The 16,712-nt window shown below is 58.5% G+C and carries 12 protein-coding genes and 3 pseudogenes; 4 read left to right on the top strand and 11 right to left on the bottom strand.

Going from position 1 to position 16,712, the window contains the following annotated elements; all coding sequences use genetic code 11:
- Window positions 1–17: 17 nt before the first annotated feature.
- The 6 genes from ACEN98_RS30030 to ACEN98_RS30005 all read right to left on the bottom strand — a co-directional run bounded on the left by ACEN98_RS30030 (window position 18) and on the right by ACEN98_RS30005 (window position 8,905).
- On the bottom strand, window positions 18–500 hold the full coding sequence (locus ACEN98_RS30030; protein ID WP_413388481.1) for a hypothetical protein: 483 nt from the start codon (window positions 498–500) through the stop codon (window positions 18–20).
- A 23-nt stretch (window positions 501–523) separates the two neighbouring features.
- Entirely contained in the window at window positions 524–2,479 is a 1,956-nt protein-coding gene (locus ACEN98_RS30025) for a transglycosylase SLT domain-containing protein (RefSeq protein ID WP_413388480.1), read from the bottom strand.
- On the bottom strand, window positions 2,466–3,236 hold the full coding sequence (locus tag ACEN98_RS30020) for a hypothetical protein (RefSeq protein WP_413388479.1): 771 nt from the start codon (window positions 3,234–3,236) through the stop codon (window positions 2,466–2,468). Before ACEN98_RS30020 ends, ACEN98_RS30025 begins: the two co-directional genes overlap by 14 nt.
- A 169-nt stretch (window positions 3,237–3,405) precedes the next feature.
- On the bottom strand, window positions 3,406–3,678 hold the full coding sequence (locus tag ACEN98_RS30015; RefSeq protein ID WP_413388478.1) for a colicin immunity domain-containing protein: 273 nt from the start codon (window positions 3,676–3,678) through the stop codon (window positions 3,406–3,408).
- 125 nt (window positions 3,679–3,803) lie between these two features.
- Complete coding sequence (locus ACEN98_RS30010) at window positions 3,804–4,187, bottom strand: hypothetical protein (protein ID WP_413388477.1); 384 nt, start codon at window positions 4,185–4,187, stop codon at window positions 3,804–3,806.
- 2 nt (window positions 4,188–4,189) lie between these two features.
- The gene (locus ACEN98_RS30005) at window positions 4,190–8,905 is read right to left on the bottom strand and encodes a DUF4214 domain-containing protein (RefSeq protein ID WP_413388476.1); all 4,716 of its coding nucleotides are present in this window, start codon (window positions 8,903–8,905) and stop codon (window positions 4,190–4,192) included.
- Here ACEN98_RS30005 and ACEN98_RS30000 point away from each other — a divergent pair.
- Window positions 8,831–9,922, top strand: coding sequence for an IS481 family transposase (locus tag ACEN98_RS30000; RefSeq protein ID WP_413388475.1), 1,092 nt, complete (start codon window positions 8,831–8,833; stop codon window positions 9,920–9,922). The genes ACEN98_RS30005 and ACEN98_RS30000 overlap by 75 nt on opposite strands.
- A 430-nt stretch (window positions 9,923–10,352) precedes the next feature.
- Here ACEN98_RS30000 and ACEN98_RS29995 read toward each other — a convergent pair whose 3' ends face one another.
- The gene (locus ACEN98_RS29995; protein ID WP_413388473.1) at window positions 10,353–10,910 is read right to left on the bottom strand and encodes a hypothetical protein; all 558 of its coding nucleotides are present in this window, start codon (window positions 10,908–10,910) and stop codon (window positions 10,353–10,355) included.
- Between the two features lie 151 nt (window positions 10,911–11,061).
- On the opposite strand from ACEN98_RS29995, the pseudogene ACEN98_RS29990 reads away from it, so the two are divergent.
- Both ACEN98_RS29990 and ACEN98_RS29985 read left to right on the top strand, forming a co-directional pair.
- A pseudogene (locus ACEN98_RS29990) lies at window positions 11,062–11,895 on the top strand (integrase core domain-containing protein).
- 488 nt (window positions 11,896–12,383) lie between these two features.
- Window positions 12,384–12,933: pseudogene (locus ACEN98_RS29985) on the top strand (gamma carbonic anhydrase family protein).
- On the opposite strand, the pseudogene ACEN98_RS29980 reads toward ACEN98_RS29985, so the two are convergent.
- From ACEN98_RS29980 to ACEN98_RS29970, 3 genes and pseudogenes are all read right to left on the bottom strand, one after another.
- Window positions 12,918–13,226 (bottom strand): annotated as a pseudogene (locus tag ACEN98_RS29980) (4Fe-4S dicluster domain-containing protein); the annotation flags it as partial. The pseudogenes ACEN98_RS29985 and ACEN98_RS29980 sit on opposite strands and share 16 nt — an antisense overlap.
- On the bottom strand, window positions 13,148–13,810 hold the full coding sequence (locus ACEN98_RS29975; protein WP_413388472.1) for an FAD-dependent oxidoreductase: 663 nt from the start codon (window positions 13,808–13,810) through the stop codon (window positions 13,148–13,150). The pseudogene ACEN98_RS29980 and the gene ACEN98_RS29975, both read right to left, overlap by 79 nt.
- A 14-nt stretch (window positions 13,811–13,824) precedes the next feature.
- A complete protein-coding gene (locus ACEN98_RS29970) occupies window positions 13,825–15,021 on the bottom strand; it encodes a flavin-dependent monooxygenase (RefSeq protein ID WP_413388471.1) in 1,197 nt (398 codons plus the stop codon).
- A 214-nt stretch (window positions 15,022–15,235) separates the two neighbouring features.
- Between ACEN98_RS29970 and ACEN98_RS29965 the strand changes: the two genes are divergently transcribed.
- On the top strand, window positions 15,236–15,373 hold the full coding sequence (locus ACEN98_RS29965; RefSeq protein ID WP_413388469.1) for a hypothetical protein: 138 nt from the start codon (window positions 15,236–15,238) through the stop codon (window positions 15,371–15,373).
- A 43-nt stretch (window positions 15,374–15,416) separates the two neighbouring features.
- Here ACEN98_RS29965 and ACEN98_RS29960 read toward each other — a convergent pair whose 3' ends face one another.
- Complete coding sequence (locus tag ACEN98_RS29960; protein WP_413388468.1) at window positions 15,417–16,688, bottom strand: DUF2264 domain-containing protein; 1,272 nt, start codon at window positions 16,686–16,688, stop codon at window positions 15,417–15,419.
- Window positions 16,689–16,712 lie beyond the last annotated feature (24 nt).

Here is a 16,712-nt window from a genome sequence, read left to right as displayed (position 1 = left end):
GTAGCGCCAGCAAGGTCTCACTGGACAGCACCGAGGCGGTGTCTTGGTACGCCTTTCACCCTCTTTACCTCACAAATTTCCTTTCGAAATGATTGATAATCATCAATATGACCGGACTCTTGATTCCGTACGCAGCGCGCCGAATATTTTTCTTTATCAAACACCCAGGGATTGAGGGTTCTAACGAACAAATCCCGTGCCACAGTCTCTTCAAGAAAGCAACTACCGTCGTTGCTCCAACCAAAGAGTTGCACACAATCATCCTCACCGAGCCCTACGCGACCGTTGCCACGTACTATGGTTGGTCGAAAGCCGCAGTTTTTATTTACGAGTTCGATAACTCCGGTTTTTCCCGCAAAGTCCTCAACTTGCTTGGCTTCGGCTGATTCGACTATTGCCCTTTGACAGGCCATCCAATCTTTGATGCTCCCAGTGGGCGAAATTCCTGATGCATGAGTGACATCGGCAATTATGAACAGCAATATAAAGAAATACCTCATACGTTCATTCCCTTTATGTAGCGTCAGTGTCCAGACCCCGAAACCTTACCCTTGAGCATATCATAGTAATTCAAAATATTTGTCGGATAAGTCAACATCTCATGGAGTTCCAGGCTTACTGCGGCGGCCTTTATCTCTGCTGCGTTCCCCCTATTTGTAATCGCCTGGTTTTTAGACGCTAACCTTCCTCCATCCATGTAGGCCCCATAGACGGACGGATAGGCGCCAACCCCCTGGCTCAGGTATTTTTCAGTTGCTGCGGCGACATATGGGTCTTTCTCTCCAGCTGCTTTTGCCGAGTCGATAGCCTTTAGAACAGCACCTTGCCCGCCGTTGTATGCCAAAAGCGCCAACTCCAACGCAGCAGGATTGCCGTCGGGAACATGGAGACTGTCTTTTTTAATCTCCAGAGCAGTTGCTGCAACTGAAAGGTTGGCCAACGGATCATTCCAATTCTTATCATAGCTCTTATAATCTGCAAGATAGATCATATCCTTACTCACCGCCTCGTCCCAAGTTTGCTTGCCAAGCTGGACCAATCCTTTGTAACCATGGCCTTTACCAGCTTCTGGATCACCGGCCGACTCACGAGCTGCCATCGCGAGCAAGAGTAACGGATCCCATCCTGTATCCCCGACGGCTTCTTTAGCTTCATCCAAATATTTTATTACATTCGCGACACGTTGCTCCGCATCGGCCTTTATATTTGCAGCAACCTCAGCTTCGATTTGTTCTCTAGTTTTTGGCATCCTAGTGACCGGACCAGCAAATGAGTTGTACAGAGTGTAGAGCTGCGATATCGTCAGAGACGGGTACATCTCGTCATTTTCGTCCGTAGCATTAGCAAGCGTTTTATCACCCACCACCACAACACGCTGGGGTTCAGGTATTGTGTCATTGGACGAATCTGACGTCCCGTTATTACTGCCCCCCTGACTGGACGAATATTCCGCTAAGGACGCTAGGGCAATTTCGAGCTTCCCAAATTCCTCCGCAGTAAGATCTTTTACAGAAGTCTTTGTCGGGAATAACGCATCGATGCCCGTCTCCCCGGACATTTTTCCACCATATAGTGACGTGATCTTATTTTTCATTTCGGTTGAAAACAGGTCCATTCTACCGAAATCAGGGCCATCGCTTGCAAATCCCCCGGCTGCCATGGCTGCGTAATCCCCAATTCTGTCTCCATCATAAGCAGCCCCTACTTGCCGAGCCAACGACGACATCCCGTCATCATACCTGTAGTTATATTCACTGATGTATTCACTGTACAACTCGGAATCCGCCGCGTTCGGATGGGACATCAAATACCATGCGGCCGAAACACGCGCGCTATCAGTTGCCGAATTTCGTACGTCGTCGATGGCGTTCCAATCCATACCCGCCATCGACATTTCGTTCGCGTAGTCCAGTGCTCCTTGCGATGCACCGCTCGCCCTTGCTGGCACAACGATGCTGCCGTTCAACTGCTCATTAAATCCCCAAGCTTGAAGTTGCTCCAGGAAACCTTCCGCGCGATCGCCAGCGTCCTGAAGTACGCTCAAATCAGGAATCGCAATTGAACCCAGCTTGCTTAGATCATCATACCAAGTGATATTGTTCTGTTTGGCGATCAGTTCCCAGTACCCGCTGTCGCCATAAGCCTGCTCTGCAAGGCTTTCCACCGTATCGCCAGGTTTGTATTGCACGATCGTGGTGCCGTATCGCGTCGGTGATTTCAAGTTTGCCTTTGGGATAATAATTGCATCCAGAGTAGCAAGTTGAGTTCCGGATGTAATCCCATTGGCCTGTGCGATCAAGTACGCCAGCGACGAATCTCCGTACGCAACCTGTGCAAGTGCCTGCAGCGTGTCGCCTGGGCGATAGTTCACGAGAAGGTTACCGTATGCGTCAAAATTCCGCGCGTCAGGACTAGTGACTTGGCGATTCTCATACTCTGGACTCGCCTGCATTTGCGCCTCGACTTCAAAGATCGACATGCCATGGGCTATCGAATTGGTCCAGTCCGTCAATTCCTGCGAGCTCGGCGTACGTCCCAGCAGCGCCTGGTACGCCTGCGTGACGAGGTCGGCCGCCGTCGGTTTCGGACAGGCGTCCGGCCGCGTCGTAGCGGTAGTACACCGTGATGCGGCCCGCATGGACCACGTAGCGCGTCGCGCCGTCGGCGCCGACCTGCGCCACCAGCTGGCTGCCCTGGTACGTGTCGCTGGTGCGATTGCCATTCTTGTCATAGGTGACGAGGTGGCCCTGCGCCGTGGTGAGATTGTTGGTGTCGGCGGTGTTGCCGTTCGCGGCGCCTTCGACCATGACCTGGCGATTCATTTCATCATACGCGTACCAGAGATCCTGGGTTTCGCCCGCGAGTGACGCCAGGTTGCGTGTCACGACCCGGCTCACGCCGTCGATCGTCACCTGCTGCAGCACCGTGCCCGCGCCGTGCGCCTGCTGGGTCACATGGCGATGCAGCAGATTGCCATTATCGTCGTATTCCAGCAGGGCCGACACCTGGCCTTCCAGTGCATCGATCCGGGCCAGGCGGCCGTGTGCATCGTAGGCGAGCAGGCTGTCCTGGTACAGCTGTCCGCCCTGCACCGTCAGTTCGCGGGTGTGCTGGCCGGCCTCATTGTAGGTGTACTGGCTCGTCTTGTCGGTGGCCAGGTCGCGCAATTGCGTCACCTGGCCGGCGCCGTCGTAGGTCGTCCGGATGTTCTTGCCGCGGGTGATCGTCTCCTCCACCAGCTGGCCGGCGCTGTCGTGCTTGTACGCGTCAGCGCCGGTGCCACGCCAATGTCAACGACCACGGACATGACGCGCAAAAAACCATGGGCAGAGGCACTGTTCCGAACACCGAACAGGGCAGGCCCGGAATCTCGGGTGTCCGAAGTTCGGACAGGACACCACCCATCTATAAAAGCTCTGCTGTTCTTAACACCTTTTCTATCTCGAGCCTCAGTTTAGGTTCATCAAACTCATAGTCTTCACGATCATCGTTAGGGTTAAACATATCTGCCAAACAAAAAATGCTAGATAACGCCTCACTCACTTTAGGAGCATCAGAAAGAGAAACCTTAGTATCACGTTCGCGCCTCCATTGACTGATAAATTCATCAGCGAAATCTCCGGGATCAGATTCCGAACCCAAAAATTCCTTAACAAATGCTGGAAGTCTTTCACTCATCGCAAAACTCCATTGGTGTGGGTGATCGATCGCGCGTGACCGTAGTGTGAATGGAAACGCATAGGCCCCAATCAGCCGGGTAGCAGTTCAGCAACCTGCCAAATCACTGCTGAACTCATCGCTGGCTATTCAACGAAATTCAACCCCTGATCATTACGATAGGCTATCAATCTCTCATACTGAAACGCGACAGTAAAAAAGGCCTCCGTCAATTCAGACAAATTTTCGAGAAACTTCCGAAGATCTTCCATGCACTTATCGTAATGAGCAGCAGATAATCTAAAGGTAGCCCTCGATTGAACAGGCCAAGTAGCGCTCTCGAATCCCTCCGTCAGATGTTCCGCAATATTTACGGTGTCTCGATACAGAAAACCCATGTTTGATTCAGGAAAAAATGCAGTTAATACATCAGCCTCATCAGTTTGAGCGGCACCCAAAACTTCTAACACCTTCTTCATATGGCATCGAGTTAAACGACTATCAGCTTCCAGCGTGATATCAAGCGACATTTTTACAAAATCCCCACAATAGTAACTACGCCGTTTTTAATAAAAATGACTGCATTAAGACCAGATACAGGATTCGCTTGCAAATATTGAATGATTTGTTGAGATGTCAATGGAGAATCTTCGAGATTTATAACAATATTTGGCGCTTGCGACTTGACCTTATATGAGATTGTATCCGCAACGGTAAGGACACTTTTTCCGCTCGGGGCGTACACATCTGCCACCTGACCGTTAATTTTCAAATCAGGATTGGCACCGGGAGCGCCCGTTTCCTTCAATTGCTCCACATCAAGACCAACTTTTGAAAGCGTTTCAGCAGATTCATTTTGTCGACCAAATGATCTCACCATGTCCGCATTAGCGTTCAGAGGCGGAACAGCAGCAGGCCCTTTTAGGGTTCCTTGCTTAGGTTGAAGCTCAATCTCCACCAAATTATAGGTCGAGCGGGCATACGCATTCGCATTTGCAGCCTGAGTAACGGCGCTATTGGCGGTTAATGTGGTCGAAACCATAGTAGCGCCTGCCAATGCGTTTCCAAATGCAGCAGTAAAATGAACCGTAGCGCTTAGCTGGTCTATTGTGGCCGCGGCCGGATCTGTTTGTAGCGTGGAACGCGCCAACAACTGCCCAGCAATACTTGCATCAGCCGGAATGTTCAATATACCTCGCCCGGTCTCTTCGATGAGCATAAGCGGAGCAGTGCCCGTCGCCAATGTGCCGGCAACGAGCCGTTGAGTCCACGGCAAGCTCGCGTCGCCCAACATACTAACCGCCGTCGCGTAACTTTGGGTAACGAATCCTGGGGCAAAATATCCAGAAGTATCGATAGGCGGCAATGGCACCGGTCCGCCAACAAGCGCAGTGGTCGAAGAACCGCTATTGTTAATGACTCCCGGATTTGCCGCGTTGCTGTTCGTGGGCCGGGGATCTAGCCCGCTCGCCGAGGACGCATCAACGATCTGCTGGTTCTGAGTGCTCGGACCGGAAGTGCCAGCCACCGACGAAGGTGGCATGTAGATCGTCCCATCCTCCGCTTGCATTGCCGGGACGGACTGGCCGCTATCTTTTAACGTATAGAGAACTGGGCTATAGGTATGTCCAGCAGGAAGCTGGTCTAACGTAATCGTTGCGCCGCCTGGGTTCGGCGTTACGTAACCCGCGCCACCGTCTCCCGACTTCTGCCACGTCAGGTCGCCGGCATGCTCTACGCCTGTGTTCGTACCAGCACCTAATCCAGGCGAATCAGTTAACTTAGCCTCGTTACCTTGAAGGAGAGAGCCCATCGTTTTTGCCGGCACACCGGCGTTGGTAGAAGTGAAACCAGAGCCGCTGCTCAGGGTAGCGGCAATCTCCGATCCAATCGCGTCGAACTGGCCTTGTCCTGGATCGGGCGATTGGTCAGAGGTGCCTGCAAAGCTATTGCCCGCATTGCCGAATTCCCCTCCATTCGATCCATAGTTCCCGCTCCCACCGTCTCCCGACGCGAGGCCATCAGAGCCACCACTAGTCGGAATAGCGCCGGTATAGGGACCGATGGCACCAAGATAATCCGTTCCTCCGCCGTAAAGCACGCTGCTGGACAGGCCGCCGTTCATGGCTGTTTGGATCGCTTGGGCAGACACAGGTTGCAACGGCTGCCATCTAAGGTCCGACGCATCTCTCCCGTAGATCGGCGCAACATCCGGCGCAACCATGTCCTCCCCATGCCCCGGATGGCCCGTGTTGAGAGCGACTATCCTACGGACGATGCTGTAATAGTCCGTATTGACAAACTCACGCAGGTCCGCACCACCCTGTATCATTTTATAGACGTCGTAGGCTTGCACGTAAAATATCGTTGGTATCGACGAGTCCACTGGGAACCATCCCACATGGTTCATGATGTTCCGTATCTTCGCGGTGTCGGCGTCGGGTGTGCTTCCGCCCAACGATACGTAGGTGGTCCCCGCCGGCGCGGGGCCCGCGTTAGCGCCCGGTGTCTGCGACGAGCCCTGGGTCGACGTTCCGGAACCCGCTGAACCGTTTTGGGTCGTAGTCGTGGACGTCGAGCCGCCGCGCTTCGGAATGACAACCTCCTTGCGAGAAGCAAGCTGCGATCCAGCCGTGATCCCGTTCGCCCGTGCGATCAAGTACGCCAACGACACGTCACCGTACGCCGCCAAGGCAAGGCCCTGCAACGTATCGCCCGGCCGGTAGTTCACGATCAGGTTGCCGCTCGCGTCGAAATTGCCCGGATCAGGACTGGTCACCTGGCGATTCTCGTACTCGGGGCTGGCCTGCATCTGCGCCTCGACGTCGAAAATCGACAAGCCGTTGGCCATCGCCCCGGTCCAGTACTGCAGTTCCTGTGAACTCGGCGTACGTCCCAGCAGCGCCTGGTACGCCTGGGTCACGAGATCGGCCGACGTCGGCCCCGGATCGGGTGCCGGGTCGCCGCCGCCGGAGCCGTCGCCGCTGTGCAACTTCTGGTACTCGTCACTGGCCATAATGCCCTGACGGACGCTTTCGAGGGAATAGCCCTCCTCGACGAACGTGTGCACCCACCAGGCCAGGCCTTCCGCATCCGGCTCGCGGTCCAGCAGTTCCCAGTACATCGCCGTGATCAGATCTTCCACTTCCGAGATTTCCGTGGGCGGGTCCCAAACCGCGTAGACCTGGCCATCCACAATAAGGCGGTTCCACGCTTCGTTGCCGTCGATCGTCTGCAGGATATTGCCGTCGAAGTCGTTGGACTGTTTGATCGTGCTGACCGCCCCCATCTCCGACGTCGTGTCGGTGCGTACCAGCTCGCCGTTGACGTCGTACGCGTAGTGCGTGCTGGCGCTGACGAACACGCCGCTCGGCGCAATCTTCGTTGTCGTGATGCCGCTCCTGCTGTATTCCTCCCCCTTGATCTCCGTAACCGTCGTGCGCGAGACATTGCCAGAACCGTCCGTGATGCTGTACGACAGGACGTTCCCGACCGCGTCGTAGCCGCCGGCATAGCTGGTGTCCTGGACGAGCACGCCGGCGCGATCCGTGATCCGCTCACGCAGCAGGCGACCGTCGGCGTCGTATTCGCGGACCGTGCGGTCGGTGTTGAATGCGGCGTCCGGGTTGTTCGCAGCGGCCTGGGCATAGCCCACTGGCAGCTTGTCGCCGCCACCGCTCTGGATCAGGCGACCGGCCGCGTCGTAGTAATTCTGCGAGACGACGGTCGCATGCGATTCGTCCAGCGCATTGCCCTGGGCATCGATCGCGCCGATCGCGGTTTCGGACAGGCGTCCGGCCGCGTCGTAGCGGTAGTGCACCGTGATGCGGCCCTGGTGGACCACGTAGCGCGTCGCGCCGTCGGCGCCGACCTGCGCCACCAGCTGGCTGCCCTGGAACGTATCGCTCGTGCGATTGCCGTTCTTGTCGTAGGTGACGAGGTGACCCTGCGCCGTGGTCAGGTTGTTGGTGTCGGCGGCGTTGCCGTTCGCGGCGCCTTCGACCTTGACCTGGCGGTTCATGTCGTCATACGCATACCAGAGGTCCTGGGTTTCGCCCGCGAGGGACGCCAGATTGCGCGTCACGACCCGGTTCACGCCGTCGATCGTCACCTGTTGCACCACCGTGCCCGCGCCGTGCGCCTGCTGGGTCACATGGCGATGCAGCAGATTGCCATTATCGTCGTATTCCAGCAGGGCCGACACCTGGTCTTCCAGTGCATCGATCCGGGCCAGGCGGCCGTGGGCATCGTAGGCGAGCAGGCTGTCCTGGTACAGCTGTCCGCCCTGCACCGTCAGTTCGCGGGTGTGCTGGCGGGCCTGGTTATAGGCGTACTGCGTCGTCTTGTCGGTGACCAGGTCGCGCAACTGCGTCACCTGGCCGGCGCCATCGTAGGTCGTGCGGATGTCCTTGCCGCGGGTGTTCGTCTCCTCCACCAGCTGGCCGGCGCTGTCGTACTTGTACGCGTACGCGGCGCCGCCGATATCCTTGTGCGCCTGCAGGCGGCCGTTGGTGTCATAACTCCAGGTTTCGACCGAACCGTTGGCGTCGCGGTGCGCGATGCGGTTGCCTTGCGCGTCGAACGCGGCACTGTCGGTTTCTCCCATCGGCTGATGGGTCGCGGTGACATTGCCGCGCAGGTCGACGTCGAAGGTCGTCGTCGCGCCCGCGCTGTCGGTCCGGGCGACGACGCGGCCCGCTTCGTCATAACGCGTGCCGTTGACCACGTGCCCGGCCGTGCGGTTCAGTGCACCGCCGGCACCGATCGTATAGCTGTCGACGGCATCGCTGCTGGTCGCCACGACACGGCCAAGGTGGTCACGTGAGATCGTGGCCAGGTGGTTCTCCGCGTCCCGGCGCGCACTCTCTTCGCCGAAGGCGTTGTAGTAGTGCTTGACGATGCCACCGTCGGCGTGCCGTTCCTCGGCCACGTTGCCCGCGGCGTCATACGCCACGGCGTTGACATTGCCGTTCTTGTCGCGCACCGCGATCTGCCGGCCCAGGCGATCGTAGTAGTAGCGCGTGACCAGGCTGGCGGCGCTCTGCTGGCCGTTCCCGTCTGGTTCGCTCGTGCTGATGACCTGGTTGTTGGCGTTGTACCGGTACACGTTGACGCTACCAGGGCCGTTCAGCGTGCTCTGGCTGAGGAGATTGCCCCAGCGGTCGAACGTCTGGTGGACCACCAGCCGGTCACCGCTGCGCTCAGGCAGCACGATGGTGGTCGCGCGGCCGAGCAGGTCGAGCGTCATGTCGGTGCGCCGCAGGCCCTTCAGCTTTTCACGCTCCCGCAAGCCGAACTGGCCAGGCTGTACAACGTCACGCGCCAGACCATCCGCAAGTGGCAGAACCGCAAGTCTCCCGAAGACAGGTCACACGCGCCCAACAAGATGTACACGACGCTCTCGCCGGAGCAAGAGCTCATTGTGGTCGAGCTGCGCAAGACGCTGCTGCCGCCCACGGATGAATTGCTGGCGGTCACGCGCGAGTTCATCAATCCCGCCGTGTCGCGTGCCGGCCTTGGGCGTTGCCTGCGCCGCCATGGCGTGTCGGACCTGCGTGACCTGATCGAACAGGAAGGTACCGTACCCGCCACGAAAAAGACCTTCAAGGACTATGAGCCGGGCTATGTGCACATCGATATCAAATACCTGCCGCAGATGCCGGACGAGACGGCGAGACGCTACCTGTTCGTCGCGATCGACCGCTGCACACGTTGGGTCTTCATCGAGCTGTATGCCGACCAGACCGACAGCAGCAGCTTCGACTTTCTCGCCAAGGCCCAGCAGGCCTGCCCCGTCAAGATCGTCAAGCTGCTGACCGACAAGGGTAGCCAGTTCACCGACCGTTTCACGGCCGGCGGCAAGAAGAAAGAACCGAGCGGCACGCACGTGTTTGACCGGCTTTGCAAGCAGCTCGGTATCGAATACCGCCTTATTCTGCCTCGGCATCCGCAAACCAATGGGATGGTGGAGCACTTCAACGGCCGTATCAGCGACATCGTCAACCAGACCCGCTTCGGTTCACGCGCCGAACTCGAAACGACGCTGCGCAACTACGTCAAGATCTACAACCACAACATTCCGCAACGCGCGCTCAACCATAAAACGCCTATTCAGGCGCTCAAGGAATGGCAGGGAAAGCGCCCGGAATTGTTCAAGAAACGCGGATATAACCAAGCGGATCTTGATACCTATCAAACACCAACGCAAACAAAAGAACCTTACTATTTTTTATTCATGCAACGCTCCCATTTTTCTGAAACTTGATCTATAACCAAAGAGAAATATTTTGAAAAATCAAGCAGAAATGAATCAGAAAAGATCCTTGCGCCGTATAGGCGCAAAACAGCCAATGAAAAACACAAAGATCTTTTCTTGCGATCAGTTCGCAAATGGAGTTCATCAAAATCAATAGACTCAAAGTACTTCAATATTAAGTCATCAAAAACCTCTCTTTGACCAGAATCGATAATGTCGGCTGCAACTCCATATAAATTGAACGTAACCACCCTTCCTAGACGATCATAAATTTGGACGTCTATCTCATACTCCTGAGTTAAGTCCGATATCAGGATGGCACGAGAATCTGAAAATAAAAAAATGGTCGAGTCACACCAAGAACTTAACAGTCCCAAATTGCATGTGATTTCGTCTATTACCCGGGTACTCAGCAATTTCTCAATATTTTCGTTTGGCGTCATTTTTTAAACCAAGACTTTATCTCATTCCATTGTTCAAGAGAAACATTCTCAGGCTTTATATCCTTGCTCACGAGATACTCCACTTCCTTTCCAAACATGCCAGTTGGAATCCCCCCGTTAAGTATATCACTCGGATTCTTTGGCACCGTAGCTAAATAGATCGGATCACCACGTGATACAGCCTCATCTAAGAACGGCTGGTTGTATGCCTTCCAGAAGTCGTCGCCCGTCAGTTCAGTGTCAACGTTAAGCAAATTGAAACCGCCTGGCTTTGGCCCAAAGTCAGCACCTTTCGGTATTTCCGTTTGATCGACAATGACACTCTGCATATCAGGCTTCCAACGGCCAAGGACAGTAGTGGTCTTGCCCGGCGTCGACGGAATTATGCCTCCGCTCGTAGCAAGTGGAGGCATCTGGATGCCGTCGCGGTAAAAATTATTGTCGAGAAGCGCTTGGTCGATAGTCTCGATGGTTGTTCCACCAATGCTCTTTGGCTTCAAAAGATTCGAGAACAGTTCCCCGACGTCCGTCCCAAGGCCCGGGACTTTGTTCAAGGTGACGACAACAGCCCCCTACCTGTTTAGTTTCGCGCGATCATCTGCCTCGTCGTAGCTGGCCTTTGTTTCGTGCAAGAGCTATGCTGGGCGACTTGATTGCTGGGTTCAGCAGTCCTGGCATTCAGCCGCAACAGGAGCAGTCCGCAGCATGGGTTCACGCATCCATCCACAAGCTCGCACCACCCCGAAGGTCCGGCAGGAGATCAGGGATTCCGGTCTGTCCGATCGCCAGGCGGCATAGGTCTTCGGCATCACGCGGGCAACCGCGGCGAAGTGGCTCAAACGAGAGGACGTACAGGACCGTTCCCATCGTGCGCACACGCTGCATACAACGCTGAGCACGGCCCGGTAAGCCATCGTCCTGGCGCTGCGCCAGTCGCTCTACCTGCCGCTCGATGACCTGCTTTTCATCACGCGGCAGTACATCAATCCCGAGGTGTCCCGCTCAGGCATCGCGCGCCTGCTCAAGCGCGAAGGCATGTCGCGCCTGGAAGACGTGATCCCGACGGCCGAAGGCGAAACCATCGCACCGAAGAAGACCTGCAAGGACTACGAGCCCGGCTTCATCCACATCGACATCAAGTACCCGCCGCAGATCCCAGCGGCAAGCACGCCTCCGATGAGGCCTGCGCCGCTATCGCCGCCGAGCATCGCCTGGCGCCACCGCGCCATCCGCAAACGAACGGCATGGTCGAGCGCTTTAACAGCCGCATCAATGAACTGCTGCAGCAACCCCGTTTCGACAGCAAGGCGGACCTGGAGACGACCTTGCTGAACTATTTGAAGCTGTACAACCACCACATTCCGCAGCGCGCACTCGACGCCAAAACAGCCCATCCTGGCACTCAAGGAATGGCAGAAGAAGCGGCCGGAACTATTCGTCAAACGCATCCACGATCAAACGGGACTCGACACTCGGCCGGCAGCAACTTGTCCCATCCCGAGTGGAATGTGTTTCGAAGCGTCGCGATCCATCGCGTGAGCGGTGCGACAGCCGTCATGGCCCGACAGGCCAGGCGGCGTTGTCAGCGGCACTTACGTCCGACCCCGATGGGCGGGGTCACGGATAAGGACGATGAAGCACGAGTCGCCCGTCCGACGAATGGGAGGCTCCCGTTCACCCGCGCCACCATGGTGGTGTGCTTCCCGTACGCGGGCGCAGGTCGAGCCGGAGAATTTCTGCGGCTCGTTATATGCACAGTTTTAAGACACCCGTGGCCACATGGCCGGCCTTATCCCATCGCGCCCAGCCCAAGCGCAATGCTGCCGGCATCATCGGGGAAATCTTGCGGGCGAGATGGCCCTTCCGTGCTGGTCAACAGAACAAGCAATGAAGGCTCCCTTTCGCCAGTCTCAGGATGCACTTCCCCACACGCGGGGCTGACTCCCCCACATCGTCCCAATGGCCGATGCCTGTCGCCCGCACCCGCCATATGCTGGCCGACAACAGCACTTCCCGGAGTCCCGGCCATGCCCATCACCCGCCATCTCGATGCCCTTCCCGTCCTCGGCCATGGCGTCTTTCTCCACCCGTCGGCGCAAGTCATCGGGAACGTCCAGATCGGTGACGACAGCTCGGTCTGGTGTAATGCCGTGCTGCGCGGCGACGTGAACGATATCCGTATCGGCCGCTGTTCGAATATCCAGGATCTCACGATGGGCCATGTCACGAATCCCAACCCGACCAATCCGCAAGGTGCCCCGCTCATCGTGGGCGATTTCGTGACGGTCGGCCACTCGGTGATCCTGCATGGCTGCACGATCGGCAACCAGTGCCTGATCGGCATGGGGACGATCGTGATGGACAACGTGACGATCGGCGACAACGTGATGGTTGGCGCAGGCAGCCTCATCCCGCCGGGGCGAGACACTGGAGAGTGGGTTCCTTTACACGGGACGACCTGTCCGCAAGGTGCGGGCGCTGACGGCGGCGGACATCGTCCAGTTTCGCCTGGCCGCCGAGCATTATGTGCACCTGAAGGCGGACTACATGAAGTCATCCGCTCACACGTTCCCGTAGTTCGGCCCGCCGCCTTCCGGCGCCACCCAGACGATGTTCTGCGTCGGGTCCTTGATGTCGCAGGTCTTGCAGTGTACGCAGTTCTGCGCGTTGATCTGCAGGCGATCCTTGCCTTCGTCCGTCTTCACGAATTCGTACACGCCGGCCGGGCAGTATCTCTGTTCCGGACCCGCGAACCTGGCCAGGTTGGTCTCGACCGGCACGTTCGGGTTCTTCAGCGTGAGGTGCACGGGCTGGTCTTCCGCGTGGTTCGTGTTCGAGATGAACACGGACGACAGGCGGTCGAAGGCCAGTACCGCATGCCCATGCGCAGCGCCAGCTTGCGCCAGCCGTGGGTGCGGCTCATCAGGGTATGCGCTTCGAAGGTCGTCATCGTCATCCGGCCGAAGACCAGCATGCCCGGCGACTGCTCGCGCAGCCGGTAGAATTCGTCCTTCAATGCGCCGGCGTGGAACGGCTCCGGATCCATGGAGCGCAAGCCCGTCTTGGCCCCCGGCAGGTCCTGGTAGTAGTCGGCATAGCCGGGAATCGCGCGATAGCGCAGGCGCGAGTGCTCGCCCAGGTAGCGCACCATGCGCGGGGCGGCATCGATATAACTGCGCAGCCGCGCCTCCGGCACTTCTCCGGCCGTGGCGGCTTTCAGGTAGGCCAGCGCGTCCTCCGGACTGTCGCTGCCGCCGAGCCCGGCGATCTGGTCGTTGTTGGGTATCCAGATGCCGCCGCCCGACACGGCCGACGTGCCGCCGTACTGGCCGGATTGTTCGACCACGACCACGGACAGCCCGAGATCGTGGGCGCGCAACGCGGCGGTCATGGCACCCGCGCCGGATCCGACGATCACGACGTCGAAACTGAATTTGTTGGCTTGACGTTTCATCGGACGGACCGTGCTCACACCGTCGGGTCGCGGTTTTCGAGCCCGAGCAGGACACCGCCGAAGTTACGTCCGACCATGTCGACGTTGTTGGCGACGTGGCTGCGGGCCGTATGAATATCGAGGAAGTAGCGCTGCACCGGATGGTGCAGATAGACTCCGCTGCCGCCACAGGATTTGAGCAGGCGGCTGACGTGCTGCGCGCAGATCTCCGGCACCTGCGACGACTGGTACCGGTACAGCAACCGGTCCTCGATCGGCGCCGACTCGCCGCGCCCCGCGTGCGCCACCATGTCGTCCATATTGCGCGCCAGGGTGAGCTTCAGTTGGTCGACCGCGGTCAGTGCTTCCGCAATGACGAGTTGGGCGCTCGGGTCGTCGGCGGTCCGCCCCAGCATGTTGCGGCTCACCTGGCGCGACGCCGATTCGCGGAATGCGTTCACCGCGCCCTGCAGCCCGCCGATGCAGGCGCTCGACACGGCGCGCGCGAACACCTGCATGAACGGCAGCAGGTAGATCGGCGATTTGTTGACCGCGATGCCGGGGCGCGACGCGGTCGTATCGTCGCGGGTGCGGTGGGTGCGGTAGTCGGGTACGAATGCGTCCTCGACGACGATATTCTGGCTGCCCGTCGCCTTCAATCCCAGGGTGTGCCAGGTGTCGACGATGCTGAAGTCGACTTTCGGCACCAGGAACGTACGGTATTCCGGTGCCCCGCCCTCTTCCGCCGGCGGCACCATCGCACCCAGGAAGATCCACTCGACGTGGTCGCAGCCGCTGGAAAACGCCCAGCGGCCGGACAACGTGAAGCCGCCTTCGACGCGGGTCACTTTACCGACCGGCATGTAGGTCGAGCCGATCAGGGTGCTGGCGTCGCCGCCCCACACGTCATCCTGCGCGCGCACATCGAATAGCGCCAGCTGCCAAGGATGCACGCCCAGCACGCCGTACACCCACGCCGTCGACATGCAGCCTTCGGCCAGCGTCATCTGGACGTCGAAGAACACGCGCGGGCTCATCTCGTAGCCGCCGTAGCGCTTGGGCTGGAGGATTTTCAGCAGGCCGGCGGCCTGGATGTCGGCGATCGTCGCAGCAGGCACCGAGCGCGCCTGGTCGGCCGCCGCCGCGCGTTCGCGCAGTGACGGCAGCAGGTCGCGCGCGCGCTGCAGCAATTCGGCTTCGGTCGGGTCGCTGGTCTTCGGTACTGGCTGCATGGATGTCTCCGGTTGGTCGCTGGGCCACTTTGTCGTGGCTCGTTGAGCGTATGTTCCAACTCGGCGACGCTGCGGACATCGTCCAAAAAGACTAACGGAAACGGATATCCTGCGTGCAAGCCCAATCGCATCAGGAACCGGGTCCGGCCTTGCCCTTGTGATCCTGCTATCGATCGTGGCTCAGTCTAGCGACATCGAAAACATAGGCGACGCGATGGCACAGCTTGACCTGGTGACCCAGCAGAATGCGGCGATCGCTGCTTGCATGGCCGAGTTCACCACGCTACCCGGGCCAACTCAACCTGCCAGAGACCATCCCGCACGTGAATACAAAAACAAGTCTGTTCAATGACCAATTGGACGGCCCGCGCCTGCTGGCCGCGGGCACGCCCCTGTCAGTATGACACGTAGCCATCCCGTGGAAACGGCTTCTGGCTGTATGCCTTTTGCTGCGTCCACTCCTGCGCCGGGCTGGTCCAATAAGAGTCGTTCTCGGGCAATCCGAGCGCGAGGAAGCTCTCGGTGGCGATGTACATGCTGCCGCTGTTCGAATACACGTCGGCGATGCCTGGCTGGTGTCCCGTGAACCCCAGCGTGAGAAAACCCTTCGCCGAAAAATTGCTTGGGTGCGACCAAGTGGCCTGATGGATGGACTGCAACGCAGCCCTTACCTGGCCTTCAGGCAGCGATGCCGGCAGCTGCTTGCGCCATGCCAGAAGCGCCAGCACCTGGAATGCGCCCGTCCGGTAGGTCGCCGACCGGCCGATCGGGGGAAACGTACCGATCGGGGAAACGAAGCGCTCGAGATGTTCGCCGAGACGCTGCGCGCGCTTGACCGCGAGGGCCAGCTTTTCCCCGGCGTTGCCGCGCACCTGCGCGTGATGGCGGCTGGCCTGTTCGAGGACCATGATCAGCATCGGGTAGATGACGAAGGAATCGTAGTAATCGAAGTGGAAATGCTCCCCGTCCTTGATCCATCCATCGCCGACATACCACTCTTCGACCTTGTCGATGGCGGTGTTCAGGCGCAGCGGATCGTGCGCTTCGCCGATGCTGAGCAGGAATGCTTCGTTCATCGCCGCGAACAGCAACCAGTTGGTGTACAGCGGCAGGATGCGCCGCAATTCCTTGACCCTCGCGATGATCCGCTCCTTCGTCGTACGGTCGAGCGGATCCCAGAGGGCGCGTGGAGCACGCATCAGCGCGCTGGTGAAATAGGCCGAATCGACCAGCACCTGGAAGTTGTCGCCCCAGGCCAGGTAGTCGGGACTCTTCGGATCGACGGCATGCACGAAGCTCTGCAGCGCGAGTTCGCGCAGATGCTTGCGCACGCGTCCTTCGGCGCTTGCGTCGTCCGGCAAGGCAAGCCAGGGGGCGCATCCGGACATCAGCCGGCCGAAGCACTCGAGGTAACCGACGTTCCTGTCGCGGCCGTCCCAGACGGGACTCAGTTCCATGTCGAACTCGCGCTTCAGGGCGCCCCGCGCCATGCTGGACAAGACCGGCTCGGCAATCTTTTGCAGCAGGGCTGCCATATAGGCCCGGTCCTGGCCCGGGCGCGGGGCGGGATCCGGCGCCTGCGCCAGCGCGCCGGCCGGCAATGCGCCGCCCAGCATGCTCAATCCGCCGCCGGCGACGAGCGTCCCGAAAAAATTCCGTCGTTGCATATTGTCTCCTGTATCTGCGCCGTC

It is taken from the genome of Massilia sp. CT11-137, assembly GCF_047302885.1.
GTDB lineage: Bacteria > Pseudomonadota > Gammaproteobacteria > Burkholderiales > Burkholderiaceae_D > Telluria > Telluria orientalis.
The sequence above is the reverse complement of the archived record's forward strand: the minus strand, read 5'-3'. Positions and strand labels throughout refer to the sequence as shown.

What these genes read in the sequence shown, in the direction of transcription:
- ACEN98_RS30030 (WP_413388481.1), bottom strand. Translation starts at nt 500, where the DNA reads ATGAGGTATTTCTTTATATTGCTGTTCATAATTGCCGATGTCACTCAT.
- ACEN98_RS30025 (WP_413388480.1), bottom strand. Translation starts at nt 2,479, where the DNA reads ATGTCGATCTTTGAAGTCGAGGCGCAAATGCAGGCGAGTCCAGAGTAT.
- ACEN98_RS30015 (WP_413388478.1), bottom strand. Translation starts at nt 3,678, where the DNA reads ATGAGTGAAAGACTTCCAGCATTTGTTAAGGAATTTTTGGGTTCGGAA.
- ACEN98_RS30010 (WP_413388477.1), bottom strand. Translation starts at nt 4,187, where the DNA reads ATGTCGCTTGATATCACGCTGGAAGCTGATAGTCGTTTAACTCGATGC.
- ACEN98_RS30005 (WP_413388476.1), bottom strand. Translation starts at nt 8,905, where the DNA reads ATGACGCTCGACCTGCTCGGCCGCGCGACCACCATCGTGCTGCCTGAG.
- ACEN98_RS29975 (WP_413388472.1), bottom strand. Translation starts at nt 13,810, where the DNA reads ATGAAACGTCAAGCCAACAAATTCAGTTTCGACGTCGTGATCGTCGGA.
- ACEN98_RS29970 (WP_413388471.1), bottom strand. Translation starts at nt 15,021, where the DNA reads ATGCAGCCAGTACCGAAGACCAGCGACCCGACCGAAGCCGAATTGCTG.
- ACEN98_RS29965 (WP_413388469.1), top strand. Translation starts at nt 15,236, where the DNA reads ATGGCACAGCTTGACCTGGTGACCCAGCAGAATGCGGCGATCGCTGCT.
- ACEN98_RS29960 (WP_413388468.1), bottom strand. Translation starts at nt 16,688, where the DNA reads ATGCAACGACGGAATTTTTTCGGGACGCTCGTCGCCGGCGGCGGATTG.